The organism is Neorickettsia findlayensis (assembly GCF_009856525.1).
Lineage (GTDB): Bacteria > Pseudomonadota > Alphaproteobacteria > Rickettsiales > Anaplasmataceae > Neorickettsia > Neorickettsia findlayensis.
In genome coordinates this window covers 389,816-410,128 of record NZ_CP047224.1, presented here as the reverse complement: position 1 = coordinate 410,128, position 20,313 = coordinate 389,816, and the positions used below count along the sequence as shown (strand labels likewise).

The window sequence follows — 20,313 nt, the reverse complement described above, 5'->3', positions numbered from 1 at the left end:
ACACTGAGCCTACCTTCTTCGACAAATTTTAGGAAGCTAGGGAAAGCGATGTTTGATTAAGAAAGCAATAAATGATTTTTCAGTAACAGCACCATCACGTTTTTCATAAGAATCGCAAAGCTTTGTCAAAAAAGCATGACCAGAGCAAGTATCAAAAAATTTCGCACATATAGCCTCTGGAGCACAACGTAACACTGCATCAGCGAGGTTAATTAATCCAGACGGATCCACCCCACCATCAACTATTTCCGCAAGAGAGACGTAAGAACTTCCTGTACTGCTTTTAATCATTGCATTCGTAGCAAACCCTTCAGCATTTTGAGAAGGTATATTGCTCACTACAAATTCCATCGGAGTAAGGCCCCCACATGGCATATTGAATATCACATCCGCTGCACCCACTGCTTTCCTTCTACGAACAAACTTATCATTCGCATAACGAGCACTTTGCAAAATTTGTGTTTTGTATTTACTTGAAAGATTTAGACCATTCAGAAGCTCCTGCGCCTCTTCAATGAGCGGTTTCTCTGATAAAAGAAGATTATTTAACCATTGCAAAGCCTCACTATCACTTTTTTGAAGCATCATATGATATATGTTTTCCCCATTGCAGTTTGAGGATACCAACACTGCTAATGCTTCTTCATAGTTTAGTGCAAGAGAGCGGAAATAGTTGCATAAGTCACCTACTATCTGCTTATCTCTTTTACCCGTCGTAGCCAAGCATTTAAGATCAGCTGTACCACGAGCAACTGCTTTCAACATTTCCACAGAATCCCCAGTATGGGCGCAATTCAGCGCTTTCATGAACAAAGTACAACCAGGAACTCCATCGATATCACACTTAGCAGTCCTCAGTGCACCATTCGCGAATAATTGATTTATAAGAGAAGGATTATTAGCATCTAAAGCAATTTGCACCGGTGTGAGGCCACTTTTAAAATCTGCAAAATTTATTAGGCTATTCACACGAAGGTGTTTACATAAATCCATAAAAATTTCTTGTCTACCGCCTATTCTTGCCCTTAATCCTGCAATCGCAGCGGCTGATTCTTGTGTCTGTATAGCAGACAAATCGGTAATGCTTTTCTCGTCTTTTGGAGTTTCTACACAAATAGCAGAAATTACTGCATTAAAAAGAGGCATCTCATCGTAAGCAGCCCCCGAATAATCAAATTGAACGCGTTTAGTGAGTTGAGAAAAAAGAGAGTAGTTGCCACCACTGATAGCATCCAAAAGTTTATTGTATAGACCCTGCATAGCTCACCATAAAGCAAAAAAAATCGCCTGGATACGAAAAACAAAACACCAAATCAGCCAAACACGTCTCTCTCCAGAAGGAAACGGCAACCCAGAAGACAAAGTGCCATTATACTTAAAATAGCTTAAAAAAATGCTACCAGAAAACTCAGTATCTAACAGCTTCTACTGGACTATACTCGCAAAGCGGCCACCTCATTTCAGGTCAGCAAAAGCAGCTTGTTTAGGGCCTTAGACATTCTCATGGGACTACTCACCTCCTCACCTTGTAGAATACATGCCTGATCATAGAGGAGAAATATTAATTCCTCTACTTCAGGAAGATCGACTTTCCCGATTACTTTTGCAATCACAGGGTGAGAAGTATTGATCTCCAAAATTTTCTTAGCCTTAGAATGAAGCTGCTTTTGCTCAAGCATAAATTTCTCCATTCTTATATCCATTGCACCATCCGGAACAGCAAGACATACAGGACTCTCAGTGAGTCTTTTCGAAATTCTCACAGACTCAACTTCATCTTTCAAGACTTCTTGCATTTTTGCTATCAAACGATCTATCTCTTTATCATGATGCTGTTGGACTTCCTGTTCTGCTTTTTCGAGTTCAGCAAAGGCATCAAGGTCAATGCTAGATCTAGTAATTGATTTAATATCATGCGACTTATACTCATGAGAAACACTTACCCAAAAATCATCTACCGGGTCAGTAAAAAACAACACATCCAACCCACGACTAACAAAGCCTTCGAGCTGAGGGCTATTTTTAGCACTCTCCAAGCTTGTACTACCTAGACAGTAAATCTCTTTCTGTTCCGGATGCATATCCTGTATATACTCATCTAAACTGATAAGCTTCTCTTTCTTTAAGGAATAGAAACGACACAAAGCAAATAAACGCTCCCTTTCATCCGTTGGCATAGCCTCGCAGAGGCCTTCCTTTAAAACAGCGCCAAAATTGTTCCAAAACCCAGAGATATACTCATCAGGATTACTGTCTGCTCTTTTTCTAAGCTCATTAAGCACTCTATTGGTCAAGGACTTCTTTATCTTAATAAGTGCATTATTATATTGAAGCGTTTCCCTGCTTATATTGAGCGGGAGGTCAGCACAGTCCACCACGCCCTTTAAAAACCGCAAGTATTGAGGAATTAACTGTACATTCTCTTCGGTTATGAAAACCTTTTTTATGTATAGTTTTACGGAAGTTCTCCTATCGGGATTATAAAGATCAAACGGCTTTATGGACGGTACGTAGAGCAAGTTTATATACTCAATGCTTCCCTCATTTTTATTATGGATGATCATCCACGGCTTTCCTCCAACATGTGCAACATCGCGGAAGAAGTTTTGATGTTCTTCATCAGTAATGTCAGTTTTGTTCTTCGTCCATATAGCACTCGCAGAATTAATCTGATCTTTCTCGCCCTTCTCATCAATCAGGTATATTGGAAAGGCAATGTGATTGGAATTTGTTACAATAACGTGCTCTAGCTTGAACTTGTCCAAGAATTCTTCAGAATTGTCTTTAAGATAGATTCTGATTTTTGTTCCCCTAGGAACCTCCCCACCAAGTTCATCAACATAGAAACTGTCTCTTCCACGGGATCCCCAAATATAACCTTTTTTTGTACCTGCCTTTCTTGTCTCCACTTCAACCTTATCTGCCACCATGAAGACTGAATAAAATCCAACCCCAAACTGCCCTATCAAATCGACTTTTTTATCTTTAAGTGATGCCAAGAACTTCTCAGTCCCAGATCTAGCTACCGTCCCCAAGTTTTCCACAAGTTCTTTTTCGTCCATTCCGATCCCGTTATCGGAGATCTCTAATATTTTTTTCTCTTTATCAAGAGAGACAAGAATCTCAAGCTCAGGGTTATCTTCAAGTAATTCCTGGTCGAAATAAGATGCTTCACGCAGTTTATTCAGAGCATCAGATGCATTGGAGATGAGCTCTCTAAGAAAAACATCCTTATGCCTGTAAAGAGAATGTATGACCAAATTTAAAACCTTCGATGCGTCCGCACCAAAGGAATAAGTGTTCTTATGCTCTGTTTTCTCCATGAGTTAGCTATCAAGTCCCAAGTCTACTGCAGAAGATATAAGTGTCTTATTTCACAATTTCAATCCCAAACACGTTAGCATTGGCTCAAAAATTGGATCAAAAACACAAGACAATAAAGGAAGCCTTATACTACAATACAGCACCACTTTACTATGGGATAGTAGATTTATTGAGATTTTTTGCAGTCAGAGGATCTTTATGCTACACAAACCGTATACTCGAAAATGCAGCTATTCATCTAATTCGTACATAGTTGAATGTTAATCCCTTCTCTGATGCTAGGTAAGCACTTTCAAAGAGTTTAATATTATGTTTTACTTCTGCTTATACCTTTTTCTGTCCTCCAATGTTTGCAAGAGAATTAGAATCTAAATCCCTGCTGAAACACTCTTTTTATCAAGCTTGGGAAAGGGGTGAATTGTCTAAAAGAGATCTACAGGAATACGCTTGCCAGTACTTTAATCACGTCAATGAGACACCTAGATACCTCAGCACTCTTCACTCAAAATGTTCTGATATAAAGACTAGACAAGTATTGCTTGATAATTTGATTGATGAGGAAAAGGGAGAGGAAAATCATCCAAAATTATGGTTAGATTTTTGTTCCTTCATTGGATTGAACAGTGAAAAAGTCAAAAATGCAAAGTTACTTGAGACAACCCAGAACTTAAGTAGGGCATTTTTCAGATTGTCAAATAGCTCTTTAGCAGAAGGTGTAGGTGCCTTGTATGCTTATGAAAGACAAATCCCAGAAGTAGCTCGTGTAAAAATAGCCAGTCTGAAGAAATTTCATTCTGTGGATGATAAGAAGGCGCTGAAGTTCTTCTCCGTGCATGAAGAGGCTGATAAGTGGCACTCTCAAGAATGTGAAAATCTCATCAAAGAAATGGACGAACACGAAAGGGAAGCAGCAAGAAAAGGCGCTCTTGAGCTTGCTTCTGCTTTGTGGAAATTCCTGGATGGGATGGAAGAAATAAGGTTGAAAGGGGGTCATCTGAACGTTTGAGTTTGCGGTCTTCTTCATCTCCAGGGAAACGCACTGCCGCATCTGGATTTGGTGTGGTGTTGGTTACTTTTTCCTCAAGATGAGTGTTTCTGCCTCTTTGCCGTAGTTCAGCTGAATCTAATTTTGAACACATCCGGTAATGACTTTCAATTGTTGCATAGGTGTTGTTTTTCCGTATATTGTTTGTACTGGCTCTATCTCGCTGTTCAGATGGGTTATATAGGACTTGCAAACAAATATAGGCCGCGCCTACTGAATGAAATTGTTGGACAAGATTTTTTGGTCAAGTGCCTTTCCGCATCAATAGCGAAGGATGAAGTTGCTGGTGCTATTTTGCTTTCAGGGCCTTATGGAACGGGGAAGACAACAACCGCAAGAGCAGTGACGCTTTCTCTTCTGTGCTTAAATCGGATAGATGTTCTGCCTTGTTTAAAATGTGATTCTTGCGTATCAGTGATGAATGGATCCCATCCAGACGTTTTAGAAATTGATGCAGCAAGCAATACAGGCGTTGAAGACATTCGAATGTTAGTAGAAGGTGCACTTTATAAACCACTTCTCTCGAAATGCAAGAGTTATATAGTTGATGAGGTTCATATGCTTTCTCAAAGTGCCTTTAACGCACTATTGAAGCTACTTGAAGAACCACCACAATATGTAAAATTTTTTCTTGCAACCACAGAATTGCAAAAAATCCCTGCGACTATTATCTCAAGATGTCAACATTATCGACTTTCAAGGCTTAGTATGAGCATAATCACGGAAAGACTCACCCAAGTTGCCGAGAAAGAACAAATTGGAATCACTCAAGATGCAGTAAAATTCATTGCAGAAAAGTCAGATGGCTCACTTAGAGATGCTTTATCTCTTTTGGAACAAGTTGCCCTTCATCCCTCTGAAGAAAAAATCACAATACACGTTTTGAGAAACAAAATGGGCCTCGCAGATCTATCTGAAATAAATAGTTTATTGGACTCCATCATCGCTGGTAACTGCAAAACCTCGCTTGATAAATTAAATGATATGTACTCTAGAGGACACGAGGTGCTTACCATTTTTATGGAGCTCTTAGCACTAACAAATCAAAAGATCCAGGATAAACTCACCGCCAAAGATGATAGTCGGTCCAGCTTTTTTTGCAGACTTGCGCAGTGCATGCTTTCCAGTATTGAGGAAGTTAAATCTTTTAATTGCGATTATAATGTTGCCGAGCTTGCTGTGATCAGAATGTCATACATGGCTGACTTACCTTCTCCAGGGGAGATTGTAAAGATTTTCTCAAATGAGACATGTACAACAGCATCCACCGATTCTGGAATATCTAAAAGCAACGATGCAAATCCCTCTGAGTTGATCGGCTATATACTCAAAGAGTTTGATGGTTCAAAATTGTTAGACTAATAACACGGTATAGAAGCTGCAACTCTCAAGTATATGAGTAAATAAATTAGCGTCTATACTCTACAATTATGAAAAAATCAGCCGGACAGTCTTCTAGAGGAGATGGATAAAAGCATGTGTATGGCAATCACAGAGTAATATGATGAAGACAGGAAACTTGCAACGGCTTTCTTTACAGCTTGTATACTGATTGGATAGATTGTTCTCCCAGTAGGAACCTCTACAATAAAACTAGGGTACTTGCCAATAGTCCTCCTGTATTAGGCAGCCTTATTCATGCTTCAAATGCATTACTCTCAAACAAAACACAAAGCTGGCAAAATTAAAAAATGAATGCTACCATCGCCCCAGAGGAAGAGTGATCACTATTGCGGGGTAATTTGCATGGATATTCAGGGAATGATCAAAGGAATGCAGAAAAAAATGAGCGATATCAAAGAAAAAAAAGATAATGCTCGTTACACAGGTGAGTCTGCTGGTGGGATGGTCAAGGTTACAATCGATGGACACTTTGACCTTAAAGAAGTGATAATAGATGAAAACCTGGAAGAAGATATGTGTATCCTCTCAGAGCTTATAATCGTTGCGTATAATCACGCAAAAGAAATCGCTACTAAAGATGACACATCTATTGAAGAGAATCTGCTCAAGGGTTTTCCGCTGCCTTTCGATATGAAAAAGCCACCTTTTTGAATTTTTCAAGATTGCAGCAGTGCATTGCCCAAAGTGCGATAGCATAAAATTTATCAAAAGCGGTAGAACAAAAGAAAAGCAGCGATATAAGTGCTTGAACTGTGGGTGTCAGTTTACTAGGAATGAGAAATACGGGGCACAGCTGCGCCTAAAAATGCATGCTGTGCAGCTTTATCTTTCTGGCGTTTCAATGAACTATGTTGCAGGGATATTCTCAGTGTCTCCACCAACGATAATGCGGTGGGTTCATCAATTCAGTGAATTATTTGGCAAGAACTTTCCCAGGAAAACCTCAGGTGCTTCAGAAAGAAGCAACCTAGAAATAGTATGTGCGGACTTAGGTAGCGAGACAGAGGTCATACTCACACACATCAGTGAAGGACTAATCTGTGTCACGTTACGCAAGCCAATCGGCGGGAAATTAGATTAACTTACTTCTTCTTTTACTTTTTTCAGTCTCTCTTGTATTAGAGGAACTAAATCAAGATCTTCCCATTTAAAAGACATATCCATAGGACTATGCGAATGACCAAAATGGCCCATTACAGATGTTTTTAAATATATCGGCCTATCTAAATGAAGAAGCATAGATATCCCTAAAGGAGAAAAATCTATTCTATCGCTGACCAAAGAAAAAATCTGTTCCTTTTCGTGGGTAGTAACTCCAGGTATAGAAATTTGCGCATTTAATGGAGCGTCCATACCAATTGCGTAACACAACTGTACAACACATTTGCTTGCTGCACCTGAAAAAACTATATTTTTTGCAATGTAGCGTGCAAGATAAGCTGCAGAACGATCAACTTTTGTTGCGTCCTTACCAGAAAATGCACCACCACCGTTCGGAACTATACCTCCATAAGTGTCCGCGACTATTTTTCTTCCAGTCAGGCCACAATCGCCTTTAGGGCCACCTATTGTAAATGGACCAGCAGGATTAATAATGACCTTATCTGCTGATAAAGACCAGTCTTTAGGTAAAGTAGAAATTATTTTCTCCAACAATATATTTCTAACATCTTTTGTTGACATCCCTGCTGGATGCTGTACTGATACAATCACATTAGCAACATCAACCGGTCTCCCATAACAATCATATTCAAGAGTAATCTGACTTTTTCCATCTGGCCCAAAGAGGGGATTTTCTCTTACAACACGAACGATTTCTCTCGCATAATACACTGGGGCTGGCATACCAACTGATGTCTCATCAGTTGCGTATCCAAACATGATACCCTGATCACCAGCACCTAACTTAGCTGAACGTCGGAGACCCGCAGAAATTTCAGGAGACTGTTCATGTAAAAGGTTGACTATTTCCAAAGATTCCCAGTCCAGCAAATGTTTTTCGTATCCTATATTTTTTAAAAACAAGCGAATCTTTTCCTCCAGTTCTACGGCGGTAACTTCTGGACCAGACACTTCACCCGCTACAATAATCTTATCCGGAGTTACCATTGTCTCAGCTGCTACCCTAGACGAAGGATCTTTTTGAAGATAGGTGTCCAAAACCAAATCTGAGATCTGGTCAGCTATTTTATCAGGATGACCAGGTAAAACCGCCTCACTGCTAAAATATCTGAACCCAAAGTGCATAAAAATATAGAAAAATCTTTCATATTTCAAGGATGCATTATACAATACCGCTCTGCGCTTTTCCATCATGGTCCACTGATGACACTTCAGGGAAATTTAGTGGTACTCGGTCTAGGTTCAAATATAGGGGATACAAAAAAAAACATCCTGTCTGCAGTAAAAAGATTGCCCGTAACAAGAAAAATACTTTCTTCAATAATTAAAACAAAAGCACTTCTCACAAAAAATGCCCCTAAAGAATGGAACATGGATTATCATAATGCTGTTGTTATCGGAAGAGCACTCTTCGGGCCATTCGAGACACTAAATCGTCTCAAAAAGATAGAAAAGCAGATGAAAAGGATCAAATTAGGTAAGTATTCTCCAAGAACTATAGATATAGACATCTTGTTTTGGGGCAAAGCTATACTGCTCGACAAGCAACTCAGGATCCCACACAAAGAAATTCTGAATCGCTACTTTACGCTCAAACCAGCAGCAGAAATAGTTCCATTTCTGCTTCATCCGATCCACAAAATAAACGTGAGGCAGGCTTTGCTTAATCACAATAGAACCACTAGAAGGAATTTCACTTCTTAAGATCATGTTAGTCTATGAATCGAAGATACAACGTTTGTATGTCGGCTAAAAGAATATTAATTTTAGCATATATGACGTTGTCATATCCCCTGAACCTTCAGATTTACTATCACAATAGTAGTTCATTTCACTGATCCAAATATTTCATCTAAAGGAAATATGCTATAAGCATAGATATAGTTATAATTGTGTCTGATCCGAATCTATAGATTTTTTTTTGCTCGACGAAGCACAATTGTTAATTCAACTTGATCAGGACATATAAAATTAGGACTCTTAGTAGGGTTTTTGTGTTGTAATTTGGAGTGGTGAGATCAAAAATCGTTGGAACTTTAAACATTACCCCGGATTCATTCTTTGACGGAGGAAAATTTTTTAAGAAGGATGACGCTGTAAGGCATGCACTGCACATGATAAGAAATGGTGCTGATATAATAGAGATGGGTGCGGAGTCAACAAGACCCGATGCAGAGCCAATTTCACAGAGGGAAGAAATAAACCGTCTGGACGGAACTTTGCAGGAAGTAGTAGCGCTGTGTAAGAAGCATGGTACCGTCGCAGCGATTGATAGTTACAATCCAGAAACGGTGGAATTTGCTGTAGAAAACGGTGTTACATTTATCAACAGTCAGAAAAACGTAGAGGAAGTAGCAAAACTGCTTGTTAAAAAGGACAAGATAGATTTTCCACTGGTGCTGGCTCATGCATTAACTATCCCAGTAAAAAGGGATCTCAACCTTCCAGATAATGTGGATGTCATTGAGACTTTAAAAGTATGGTTTGAAGAAAAATTAGCACTTTTAGAATCGATAGGTATACCAAGAAAAAGCATCCTACTTGACCCGGGTTTAGGTTTTGGGAAAACGAATCAGCAGTGCTATACTATTGTGAAGAATATAGAAAGTCTAAGATGTTTCGTCTTGCCAATTTTTGTTGGTCACTCAAATAAGAGACTTGTTAGGTACCTAAATGATCAGTGTCCTGGTGTGAATTTCACACTTCCTATATCTGCTATCTTGTTTGCAAAAAAGGTTGAATACATAAGGGTTCACCTAGTAAAAGAACATCACGTGCTGCGTTCGCACTTTTTTTGAATCATTGCATTAAAACACCCTTGCCTGAGGAAAGCTGCTCAAAAAAAAGGTGTACCGGAATGAAAGAGCCGTTGATTTTTCAAAAATAGCAGTGCGAAATACATTAAAATCAGTAATGCTCTGGATTGAAATTTGACGGTAGATCGTTCCATGCAACGTTTTTAGGGACAGTGTACCAATCTCACTATTCAAAGGAGCTTAAATCCTTTTCTGGATAACAAGGAATACATTCAACAAACAATTCAAACTACAGCTGAGCTGTCTGATGAGGGAGAAGCAAATTGTTGAAGCGGTATCCTGCCAGCTAGGTAACCTAATCTGCCGGCACGAACAGCATATTTCATTGCCTTTGCCATCTGAACTGGAAAACGCGCTTTTGCTATTGAAGTATTTATAAGAACCCCATCACAACCAGCTTCCATTGCTATTACAGCGTCTGATGGCGTACCGACCCCAGCATCGACTATTACTGGAACATTAGATTGCCTTACAATAACTTTCAAATTAAAAAGATTCTGTATCCCCAAACCTGAGCCTATCGGCGCTGCAAGCGGCATAATCGCAACCGCACCACTTTCTTCCAGCCTTTTACACATTATAGGATCATCATTACAGTACGGCATAACATGAAATCCTTCTCTAGCCAAAATTTTGACCGCTTTTAGCGTTTCCTGCATATCTGGATAAAGAAACTCCTTCTCCGAAAAAACCTCTACTTTAACAAGATTCCAGCCACCTATTTCTCTTGCCAGAGCTAGATGTCGAAGTGCTTCTTCCGCCGTAAAACAGAACGCGGTATTAGGAAGATAAGTATATTTTTTAGGGTCGAGATGATCTTGTAAACTTTCACGTTTACTATCAGTAATGTTCACCCTTTTTAGAGCAACCGTGACCACTTCAGCACCAGAAGCCTCTATTGCTTCAACAGTTTCACTGAAGCTCTTGTACTTACCAGTACCAACGATCAAACGAGAAGCGAAACTTCTTCCCGCAATTTCTAAATGGTCAAGCATAAACGCTAGGATTTCAAATCAATTTAGTTAACTTAGTGATTTCACAAGATTATCAACTAAATTAGATCTAAGACAAGCTTTTTCAAAACCTGGCTACTTAGATAGGCTAGAAGAGGCAATTTTATAGCGAATGAAAAATGAACAACCCGTTAACCGGCATCAACAAACTAAACGGTCCGAATGAAAGAACCAACTGCAACCAATCAAGCAATAAAAAGTACCGGTCGCAAAAAGCCCAAACGTATTTCGTGGTGGCAAAGCAAAAGTCGCCCTGCCACCAGGATAAAAACAAAGACGCTAACGTTCCGCTTTTTTCTCAGAATCTTTAAGCTCTTCTCTTAGTGTCCTAAGTCCTCTACCTATGTCTGAGATGACCTGAGGCAACTTTCCAGCTCCAAAAAGAACAAGAATTATAAGAAAAACAAGCAATATCTGCCAGGGCCCTAATGACATACAACCTCCTTATCAATCAAAAAAAATTAGACCTTTATGATCTAATTGGAGGAAGATTTTATCATACTTTTTTGGCAAAATATCAACGGAGCCCTGTACCCAGTAATTTTTTCCAGCTAATTCAACATTGAACATTTTAGAAAAACTTCTTACTTTACAGACTGTTGCCTCACGCCCTTCTCCAGACAAACACACTCTTATACCGCATGGTCTTATATAAGCATTTTTTCTTTCAATATCAGGAAATTCTCCTTTTAATTGATAACTTCCAAAATCACAGCAAAACTTATTCTTAATAATTTGCCCTTCTACCACATTGATGATACCAAAGAACTCAGCCGTCTTTTTATCCGTAGGACTATTGTAAACTTCTTCAGCGACACCCTGCATAACCACCCTTCCTTCATCCATCACAACTATGCTGTCAGAAATTTCTAACGCTTCATAGGGATCATGCGTCACGATAACGGTGGTAAGATTTTTGCTACTGATTAGAGAAATCATATCTTCTCTTATTTTTGCCCGTAGCGTGGTATCTAAATTCGAAAATGGTTCGTCCAACAAAAGAACGTCAGGAAACTGTGCAAAAGCTCTAGCCAGTGTGACAAGTTGCTGCTGTCCCCCTGAGATTTGAAAAGGCAATGCGCCACTGTACCTTGTCATTCCAACTAACTCAATCATTTCTTCAGCAACCCTACCCTTTCCCGTCTTTTTTAAAGCAAAACGAACATTCTCAAGTACAGTCTTATTCGGAAAAAGCGAAGAGTGTTGAAAAATCATTGCAATATTTCTATCCTCAGTCGGGACAGAAATTCTCCCCACGTGATCAAAGACTGTTCTGTTTAAAATCTTTATGACACCAAAAGAAGGATTTTCCAGACCAGCTATTAACCGCAAAAGCGTTGACTTTCCACTTCCTGATTCACCGACCAAACAAACGATTTTTCCTCTAGAACATTCAAAACAAACTTTCTTTATGGAAAAATGCTCATAGCGATGCGAAATGTCTTTCAGAGACAAACTCATAATATTTTAGTGGAAATCGTAATGAAATACCTTTCTAATAAAGTGAACCATAAAGTTCAGCATCAGAAGCAAAAGTAAAAGCACAAGCACCATAATGGAAGTCTTTTCGTTAGTTGAAACATCAGGACTAGTTGCCCATATATAAATCTGCACCGCAAAAACATTTGCTGGCTCCCTGATACTTTCTGGAATGCTACCCACAAACGCAACCATTCCTATCATCAATAAAGGTGCGGACTCACCTAAAATTCTCGCAATTCCTAAGATGGTTCCAGTCATTATACCTGGCATTGAAAGCGGTAACACGTGATGTAGGATGACTTGCACTTTTGATGCACCTAAAGCAAACGCGGCTTGCTTTATATTACCAGGTACGCTCCTGATCGCATGCAAAGAAGAAGTCACTATAATAGGAAACATTATAAATGCTAATGTCAGTCCTCCAACCAGAGAGGAAGATCGAGGCAAGCCAAGAAAATTTATGTAAAATGTTAGGCCAAGTATACCAAATACAATCGGTGGAGTGGATGAAAGATTATTAATACTCACTTCAAGAACTCTCGTGATGTTGCTTTTACTACTGTATTCACCAAGCCATAAAGCCGTTAGAACTCCAATAAGAAAAGAAACCACCAAGCTCACGAACACGGTATACAAAGACCCGATTAGCGCACCTACTATACCAGCTTGGCTACTGTCTCTAGAATCAGGATTAATGAAAAGTTTATAGTTGAGTACCTTTTTTAAAAGTCCCTGCTCAGAAAAATACTGGACAACCTTTTTCATTCCCGGACTACCGGAAAGTCCATATTTATGCACTGTGTCCGCTTCACCGGAAATTGTCGTCCAAACCTTTTTTTCCCCAATATTCAATGCTCCTAGCACTTCGTCTACCGCGTAGTTACTAAAAAAATTCATTACCACAAAAGGGTCTTCTTCCCATGGAAGCTGCTCTTTCAAATATCTTACGAGCTTTTCCCGTATCTCGTAACGCAAGTCACCATATGCAATGCCTACCTTCTCCATGTCAATTTCGAACTTTGTTTGCTGAAGAGCTTTGTACGCTCCGGAAAAAGTATTAAAGAGGAGTACAAAGAGAAAAACTACTGGCAGAAAAGCGCAAAAAACGCATACAAATGAGAAAAACTTGTTGATAAAACTACGCGTATTAAGCCTCAAACGAAGGTAACTTATGTTCATTACAGACAAATTTTTCTAGGACTTCCATTATAGCTTTACAAACGAAATGAACTCAAATTTAATCAATAAAAAACACGTGATACCACCTTTCCAAAGTACATAAAATAAATATTCCTAGTAAAATTTACATATTATACCTTTGATTCTATATTTAAGTTAGTTTGTTGTGCAAATATTATGTTAAATATAAAAAAAATAAATTATTTTGCTTTACTTTTATCGCAAAATACCTAATATCTGCTACCAGTACGTGGCCAATAGGTACTGCTTATGTTACTAACTGCGGATCTCATTAGAAGCATTCTAAAGGCAGAGCTGATTTGCGAATACCAAGCAAAAATTGATATCTCAAGAAGCAAGTTTTCAGTGGATTATGAAAAAATTGGAAAGGATGAAATATTTATTGCGACAGATACAAAGAACCAGGATACCCACCGTCTTATAGAGAACGCATATTTGAATGGAGCATTGGCAATAATTACGAGAAAAGATGCCGTATGCCCAAAAGTTCCAATTCCTATCATTAAAGTTGATGACCCGTTGCGAGCAATGGAAAAATTAGCTGCAATTCTAATAAGAAATTATCAACCAATTGTTATAGGCATCACTGGCAGTAGCGGCAAAACTTTAACAAAAAACCTTGTCGTCGCACTACTCAACAACTACGGTAAAACCTGCTACAACAAAGATGGTGCTGGAGATTTTCCGGGTTTTACTTTAGGTATATTAAACGCAGATTTCCCATGTAAGTTTTTAGTTTTGGAAGTTGATACAATTCAAAGTGGAAACGTTGATCTGTTTAATCAAATCACACTTCCAAAAGTAGGAGTAATAACCGACATCAGATGCCACACAGCTAGGTCGATAGACTTGAAAGGCTCCACTATAAGAGAAAAAGCAAAAATTTTCCAAAACGGGTGTACAGCTGTTCTTAACTTTGATGCTTCTTACACCGAATTACTCATCCAGGAAGCAAGAAAAAGCAAATCAACAATCATCTCGTTTGGGAGAAAGGAAAATTGCGATGTCAGATTGCTTAACTATTCAAATCACACTTCTGCAGTGAAGATAGGTAAGTCACAAAAAATATATAAACTATCCGATTCTAGCCAACATCTTAGAGGCGCTATACTTCCTGCAATATGCGTAATGAAGGCTTTAAAAGTAAAGGTTACTCATAATGTTCTAAATAATACTCTCTCTGTTTTTCAATCCAAAAGTGAATTGGAAACAATATGACCGCCATATAGATGAAATAGATACCTGCTATCTCAATGGCACTGGAAACACAAACTACGACCCAGTTACATGCTCTAATAGATTCCATAAAGGGCATATACTAGCAAAAAATGTAATTCTTTGTTGTAACAAAAACCAGACAAACGAGAAAAGAAGTACATAAAAAGCTTGCTGGACATATTGAAAGAGTGGAACAATTTCACCTTGCCCAGGTGTAGATCCAGTAAGTGCTATCGATAATGACCTTACATAGAGGACTCTCTTTTATAGAAGTACAAAGAAGAATTAATAGGAGATTTTAATAAGGAGAATCTTGTGACTGTAACAATGTAGTCACAATTGCTATTTTTCAGGACTCTTATCCGGGCAGCCTCGCAAAAACGCTTTTGAAACAGCAAGAAAGGCAAAACTAGCAAGCCAGCTGATTTAATAAAAAAATCAAAAAGAAAGTCCATTCTTGTACTCCCATATCTGGTTCAAATACCGGGTGTTACCACCTCACTACTCTACCAATTTGATCCCACATTCAAGTAACCTTTCTGTCTCTACAGGAGAAGGAGCTCTCATGAGTTGGTCTTCACACCTCTGGTTCATTGGGAATGCAATTACCTCTCTTATATTCTCCTCTTCTGCAATAAGCATCACCATCCTATCTATTCCAGGTGCTATCCCAGCATGTGGCGGCACGCCATACTGAAACGATTCAATTAGAGCGCCGAAAACACGATTTACATATTCCCTATCCAGGCCAAGCATCTCAAAAGCACGGTACATTATCTCTGGCTTATGATTTCTCACAGCACCACTTGATAATTCCACACCATTGCAGACAATATCATACTGCTGTGACACAATTTTCAGCGGATCTCCATTCAGAGCTTCCAGACCACCTTTGGGCATAGAAAAAGGATTATGAGAAAAATCTAATTTCCCAGTTGTCTCATTCAGCTCAAAATACGGAAAATCAACAATCCAACAAAACCTGTACTCCTCATTATTAACCAAAGAAAGTTCTAGCCCAAGTTTTTTCCTAATAGCACCAGAAATTCTTGTAGCTGCTTGTGCAACATCACATACGAAAAAAATTGCATCACCTCTGCTAAGACAAGCCTTTTTTGCAATCTCACTTATTTCTGCAGAAGATAAAAACTTCGCAATAGGTCCCCTAGGATTTTCCTCATCAAAACATATATATGCTAACCCACAAGCACCGACCTCTTTGGTAGCATATTGTATCATTTCATCAAAGAACCTTCTTGCCTTATTTCCGCAATTTGGAGCGGGAATCCCACGAACAACAGCTCCTTTTTTTATTTGCTCTACAAAAATTGCAAGTCCAGATTCCTTGAAGATAGAAGTAAAATCAGCAATTTTGATTGGGTTCCTAAGATCAGGCTTATCCGTCCCATATAAAAGCATCGACTCTCCATATGGAATACGCTCGAAAGTTTCAGAAACTTTTTTGTTTGAGTATTTCGAGAAGATGTGCTTTAAAAGACGCTCCATCAATTCGAATACTTCCTCTTGTCCCACGAAGGACATCTCCACATCCAATTGGTAAAACTCTCCGGGAGACCTATCTGCTCGAGAATCTTCATCGCGAAAGCATGGTGCTATCTGAAAGTATCGATCAAAACCAGCAACCATAAGCAACTGCTTAAATTGCTGCGGTGCCTGAGGCAAAGCATAAAACTTACCTTTGTGAATCCTACTGGGCACAATATAATCACGTGCCCCTTCCGGTGAGGTAGCAGTAAGTATTGGCGTTTGAAATTCTGTAAAACCTTCAGCTTCCATGAAGCTTCGTATTTCAGAAATAATCTTTGAACGGAGTATGATATTCTTCCTGAGTTTACCCCTCCTAAGATCTAGATACCTGTACCTCAAGCGTGTTTCCTCGGGATAAGAAAACTCAGAATCCACTTGAAGCGGTAACGAAGCAGCATAAGAATTTACACTCCAAGAGCTAACAATAACCTCTATTTTACCATTTTGAAGCGAATCATTTATCGTTTCAGGCGATCTCGCCGAAACCACACCCTGAACCGTGATCACACTTTCACAGGAAACACATTTAAGCTGCTCAAATCCATCAATACTTTCTGAGATAACAAGTTGTATCACACCATAAACGTCCCTCAGATCAATGAAAAGAATCGCACCATGATCCCTTCTTCTAAAAACCCATCCAGCAAGCTTGACAACCTTGCCAACATGGCTCTCTGATATTTCACCAATTCCACAATCTCTATAACTTGACTTCAGCAATCCAATCTCCATATGAAAGGCTCTTATCATCCCCTGCTGCAGGAACTGAAATACCTACACGAGTACAAAAATATTCTATTTTGTCCACCAACGCACAGCCTAGAAGATTATATCTTCTTCCTGATGAAACTCAATCTCAAAGCCGTATCCCGGCAAGGTTTGTGTGATACTTCTGCGGTTGAAGAAGAGACCCTCACCTGGATAATGACATCAATACACAAAGCATACACTGCTGCAGTGCATTTGATTCCAGGCACCCATGGCATCGAAGTGATATGAAAATGCAGTTTGCTATGCAAAAGATGTTAAAGTATAATCCTCACTTGCCGTGACGTGCACTGAGGCGGACGTAGCTCAGTTGGTAGAGCGCCAGTTTGTGGTACTGGATGTCGCCAGTTCGAATCTGGTCGTTCGCCCGCCCTTTTTTGGAGCTCTGCGCTTTTCTTTTTTCTAGGAGTTTTTATGGAAGTAGTTTTTTTGAGTCCGGTAGAGGTAATGCAAAGTGAGCCAGTTCTATTTAGCGGACTGTATGAGAATTCTGAGTTCTTTGGAAGAATTTCCATTTTAGATCAACAAAGCTCAGCGTTTATCTCCAAAAGCGTTGCTGCGAGTTCATTCACTGGGAAAATCGGCGAGAACGTTTGTATTTTTCTTAGTGATCTTGTTGAAGGTTATCCAAAGTTGCAACAACTGTGTCTCGTTGGGCTTGGTAAACAAAAGGAGTTTGATGCTCAAACCGCAGAGAAAATTGGTGCACAGATTGCTTCGCTCATGAAGAAGAATCATATTTCTTCTTCGACAGTGCTCTTAGACGGTTTGAAAGACGACTATGCCTTGGATCTGGCTTTCGGTGCAAAAGTAAAGGACTACTCATTCGAGAAATATAAAACGAAAAAATCCGATGATAAAAGCGTAACACTGGAGCAACTTGTCATTGGAATTGAGAACTATGAGCATATCTCTTCTGTTTTCAGGGACAAAGTCGAGCCACTAATCGAGTCAATTAAGTTAACCAGGGATCTGGTGAACGAGCCCGCAAACCACCTCAATCCAGAAACTTATGCTAATGCTGTGAGAGAAATTACTAAAACGGCTCCAAACTTAAAAGTTGAAATCCTCGATGAAAAGATCATGCAGAAGTTGGGCATGAATGCACTTTTAGGTGTTGGTCAAGGAAGCACATACCCCTCAAAACTAGCGGTGGTGAAATACAATGGCGCAGCAGATAAGGATGCTCCTTACATTGCCCTTGTTGGAAAAGGCGTTACCTTCGACAGTGGTGGTATTTCGCTTAAGCCAGCACGGGGAATGTGGCATATGATATCTGATATGGCTGGCTCTGCGACAGTTTTAGGTGCAATTCATGCTGTAGCAAAAAAAGGTGTAAAAGCCAATGTTGCGGCTGTACTCGGAATTGTTGAGAATGCAGTTTCAGGAGTTGCACAACGCCCAGGAGATATAGTGAGGTCAGCCTCTGGGAAAACAATTGAGGTACTCAACACAGACGCAGAAGGTAGGTTGGTGCTCGCAGATGCACTGTGGTATGCACAAGAACACTTAAAAGCAAACCAAGTAATAGACGTAGCTACACTCACAGGAGCAATAGTCGTTGCTTTAGGACATGATCATGCTGGATTATTCTCGAATGACGATGTACTTGCAGAAAACCTCGTAAATATCGGAAAAAAGGTTGGTGAGAAACTGTGGAGAATGCCTATGTCAAAAAACTACGATGGTCTCATGAATTCCGAAGTCGCAGACGTGAAGAACATCTCTACAGAAAATCATGGTGCAGACAGCATAACAGCAGCTCAGTTCCTCAAACGATTTATAAATGACGGAACAAAATGGGCTCACCTGGATATTGCCGGCGTTGCGTGGAATAACAGTACTTCTCATTTTTCTACCACTGGAGCTTCCGGATTTGGTGTACGACTCCTAACCGAATTTATATCAGAATCAGCTAAAGAGTCTTCTCAGTGAACCTTTGCTTTATCTACATCCCCGCAAAGGAAAATAAAGCTCTGTGTTTTTAGGGTTGAATGAAAAAGAAGGTTGCCATTTTTATTTCAGGCAGGGGTTCAAATATGAAATCCCTGCTGGATTTCTCGAAAAATGAAGGAAAGGAAATTTTCTCTGTTGATCTTGTAATTTCAAATAAGTCAAATGCCGGTGGCGTAAGCATAGCCAATGCTTATGGTATAGAAACTCGAATTTGCACCTCAGAAGAAGAGATACTCACTGTATTGTCATATACAAAGGTGGATCTTATATGTCTTGCTGGGTTCATGAAAATATTGAGTAAGGATTTCATATCAAGCGTTGGGTGTAACATCATCAATATTCACCCTTCTCTACTACCATCATTCAAAGGATTAAATGCCCAAGCAAAAGCACTGGCAGCGGGAGTAAAGATCACTGGATGCACCGTACACTATGTTACACCCGAGGTTGACGCAGGAAAGATAATTATCCAAGGTGCTGTTCCGGTGTTTAAAAATGACACCGTCGACTCACTAAGCAAGAGAATACTAAAAGCTGAGCACAAATGCTTTCCGATTGCTCTTGAAAAGGTGCTGACTGACAATATACGGGCAGACTTCATTTTTTTACAAGAATGAAATGCAAATGAAGAAATAAAACTACAAATTGTCTGCATAAAGAATACAAAACCTGGTTTTTGTACCCATTGAAGAAAGGTGGTTAATTCGTGTATCATTTCCGCATGCGATACGCCTGTTGTCATTACTTTTCCTTATGAAAGATCTGGAATTTAATAAGCTTTTTGCATCTGTACTGCTATTTGGAATAACAATTCTATCCGTAAGTAACATAGTGGACGTTCTCTACCACCCCAAAGAAGTTGCGCATTACCAATATGTGGTTGCGAATGCCGAAACTCTAGACCCACAAAAAAACAAATTTGACCCAGCAACCGTTGATATGGCTACCTTCTTCAAAGATGCGAATCTAGAAGAAGGTAAAAAATTATCTAAAAAGTGCGTCGCCTGTCACACCTTCGAAAAAGGTGGGCACAATAAAGTTGGTCCTAATCTTTGGGATATTTTGGGAAAAAATAAAGCTCACTTGGGAGATGCATTTAAGTACTCTAAAGCTTTACTAGAAAAAGGTGGTACCTGGGATTATAGCTCAATGATATATCTACTATACAAACCATCTTCGTACATCAAGGGGACTAAAATGTCTTTTGCAGGACTTTCCAACCCTCAGGATATAGCAAGTTTAATAATGTACCTGCGTAGTCTCTCTGATTCGCCCGTTCCGCTGCCAGAGTAAACGTCCTTTCCGAATTTTTATGCTATTGAAGGTTGAGTAGTGTGTTTTCGGGCCCTTTTGCATTTCCTATGCATGAACTCGAAACAAGAAGTTGATAGTGTCGCAGTTCTTCTATTCTGTTGTT

General features: G+C 39.4%; 19 protein-coding genes and 1 tRNA gene. 12 read left to right on the top strand and 8 right to left on the bottom strand.

The window, feature by feature from the left end; genetic code table 11:
• Positions 1–36: 36 nt before the first annotated feature.
• Positions 37–1,260, bottom strand: coding sequence for a hypothetical protein (locus GP480_RS01985; RefSeq protein ID WP_160095408.1), 1,224 nt, complete (start codon positions 1,258–1,260; stop codon positions 37–39).
• Between the two features lie 200 nt (positions 1,261–1,460).
• Complete coding sequence (gene htpG / locus GP480_RS01980) at positions 1,461–3,323, bottom strand: molecular chaperone HtpG (RefSeq protein ID WP_160095406.1); 1,863 nt, start codon at positions 3,321–3,323, stop codon at positions 1,461–1,463.
• A 347-nt stretch (positions 3,324–3,670) separates the two neighbouring features.
• On the opposite strand from htpG, the gene GP480_RS01975 reads away from it, so the two are divergent.
• From GP480_RS01975 to GP480_RS04055, 4 genes are all read left to right on the top strand, one after another.
• On the top strand, positions 3,671–4,330 hold the full coding sequence (locus GP480_RS01975) for a CADD family putative folate metabolism protein (RefSeq protein WP_160095404.1): 660 nt from the start codon (positions 3,671–3,673) through the stop codon (positions 4,328–4,330).
• 210 nt (positions 4,331–4,540) lie between these two features.
• Positions 4,541–5,731: a DNA polymerase III subunit gamma/tau gene (gene dnaX, locus GP480_RS01970; RefSeq protein ID WP_160095402.1), complete on the top strand. Its 1,191-nt coding sequence runs from the start codon at positions 4,541–4,543 to the stop codon at positions 5,729–5,731.
• Positions 5,732–6,115: 384 nt separating this feature from the next.
• Entirely contained in the window at positions 6,116–6,424 is a 309-nt protein-coding gene (locus tag GP480_RS01965) for a YbaB/EbfC family nucleoid-associated protein (RefSeq protein ID WP_160095400.1), read from the top strand.
• 19 nt (positions 6,425–6,443) lie between these two features.
• The gene (locus GP480_RS04055) at positions 6,444–6,854 is read left to right on the top strand and encodes an IS1/IS1595 family N-terminal zinc-binding domain-containing protein (protein ID WP_336603235.1); all 411 of its coding nucleotides are present in this window, start codon (positions 6,444–6,446) and stop codon (positions 6,852–6,854) included.
• Here the strand turns inward: GP480_RS04055 and metK are convergent.
• Positions 6,851–8,089 carry a methionine adenosyltransferase gene (gene metK, locus GP480_RS01955; protein ID WP_237111384.1) on the bottom strand — a complete coding sequence of 413 codons (1,239 nt, stop codon included), beginning with the start codon at positions 8,087–8,089 and terminating at the stop codon, positions 6,851–6,853. The two genes, GP480_RS04055 and metK, sit on opposite strands and share 4 nt — an antisense overlap.
• Positions 8,090–8,098: 9 nt before the next feature.
• On the opposite strand from metK, the gene folK reads away from it, so the two are divergent.
• Positions 8,099–8,599 (top strand): 2-amino-4-hydroxy-6-hydroxymethyldihydropteridine diphosphokinase, encoded by a 501-nt coding sequence (gene folK / locus GP480_RS01950; RefSeq protein WP_160095396.1) that lies wholly within the window; start codon positions 8,099–8,101, stop codon positions 8,597–8,599.
• A 308-nt stretch (positions 8,600–8,907) separates the two neighbouring features.
• Positions 8,908–9,693, top strand: a complete 786-nt coding sequence (folP, locus tag GP480_RS01945; RefSeq protein WP_160095394.1) for a dihydropteroate synthase — start codon at positions 8,908–8,910, stop codon at positions 9,691–9,693.
• Between the two features lie 242 nt (positions 9,694–9,935).
• Here folP and GP480_RS01940 read toward each other — a convergent pair whose 3' ends face one another.
• The 4 genes from GP480_RS01940 to pstA all read right to left on the bottom strand — a co-directional run bounded on the left by GP480_RS01940 (position 9,936) and on the right by pstA (position 13,385).
• Entirely contained in the window at positions 9,936–10,706 is a 771-nt protein-coding gene (locus GP480_RS01940) for a thiazole synthase (protein ID WP_160095392.1), read from the bottom strand.
• Between the two features lie 297 nt (positions 10,707–11,003).
• Entirely contained in the window at positions 11,004–11,159 is a 156-nt protein-coding gene (gene tatA / locus GP480_RS01935) for a twin-arginine translocase TatA (RefSeq protein WP_011451871.1), read from the bottom strand.
• A 12-nt stretch (positions 11,160–11,171) separates the two neighbouring features.
• Positions 11,172–12,185, bottom strand: a complete 1,014-nt coding sequence (locus tag GP480_RS01930; protein WP_160095390.1) for an ABC transporter ATP-binding protein — start codon at positions 12,183–12,185, stop codon at positions 11,172–11,174.
• 6 nt (positions 12,186–12,191) lie between these two features.
• Positions 12,192–13,385, bottom strand: coding sequence for a phosphate ABC transporter permease PstA (pstA, locus tag GP480_RS01925; RefSeq protein WP_160095388.1), 1,194 nt, complete (start codon positions 13,383–13,385; stop codon positions 12,192–12,194).
• 270 nt (positions 13,386–13,655) lie between these two features.
• Between pstA and GP480_RS01920 the strand changes: the two genes are divergently transcribed.
• Positions 13,656–14,624, top strand: a complete 969-nt coding sequence (locus tag GP480_RS01920; protein WP_160095386.1) for a Mur ligase family protein — start codon at positions 13,656–13,658, stop codon at positions 14,622–14,624.
• 501 nt (positions 14,625–15,125) lie between these two features.
• On the opposite strand, the gene aspS is transcribed toward GP480_RS01920, so the two are convergent.
• Positions 15,126–16,922 (bottom strand): aspartate--tRNA ligase, encoded by a 1,797-nt coding sequence (gene aspS, locus GP480_RS01915; protein WP_160095384.1) that lies wholly within the window; start codon positions 16,920–16,922, stop codon positions 15,126–15,128.
• Between aspS and GP480_RS01910 the strand changes: the two genes are divergently transcribed.
• The 5 genes from GP480_RS01910 (at position 16,905) to GP480_RS01890 (ending at position 20,189) form a co-directional block, all read left to right on the top strand.
• Complete coding sequence (locus tag GP480_RS01910) at positions 16,905–17,171, top strand: hypothetical protein (protein WP_160095382.1); 267 nt, start codon at positions 16,905–16,907, stop codon at positions 17,169–17,171. The genes aspS and GP480_RS01910 overlap by 18 nt on opposite strands.
• 64 nt (positions 17,172–17,235) lie before the next feature.
• Positions 17,236–17,308, top strand: a tRNA-His gene (locus tag GP480_RS01905).
• A 46-nt stretch (positions 17,309–17,354) separates the two neighbouring features.
• Positions 17,355–18,875 carry a leucyl aminopeptidase gene (locus GP480_RS01900; protein WP_160095380.1) on the top strand — a complete coding sequence of 507 codons (1,521 nt, stop codon included), beginning with the start codon at positions 17,355–17,357 and terminating at the stop codon, positions 18,873–18,875.
• A 59-nt stretch (positions 18,876–18,934) separates the two neighbouring features.
• Positions 18,935–19,513: a phosphoribosylglycinamide formyltransferase gene (purN, locus tag GP480_RS01895; protein WP_160095378.1), complete on the top strand. Its 579-nt coding sequence runs from the start codon at positions 18,935–18,937 to the stop codon at positions 19,511–19,513.
• A gap of 136 nt (positions 19,514–19,649) precedes the next feature.
• On the top strand, positions 19,650–20,189 hold the full coding sequence (locus GP480_RS01890; RefSeq protein WP_185147410.1) for a c-type cytochrome: 540 nt from the start codon (positions 19,650–19,652) through the stop codon (positions 20,187–20,189).
• Positions 20,190–20,313 lie beyond the last annotated feature (124 nt).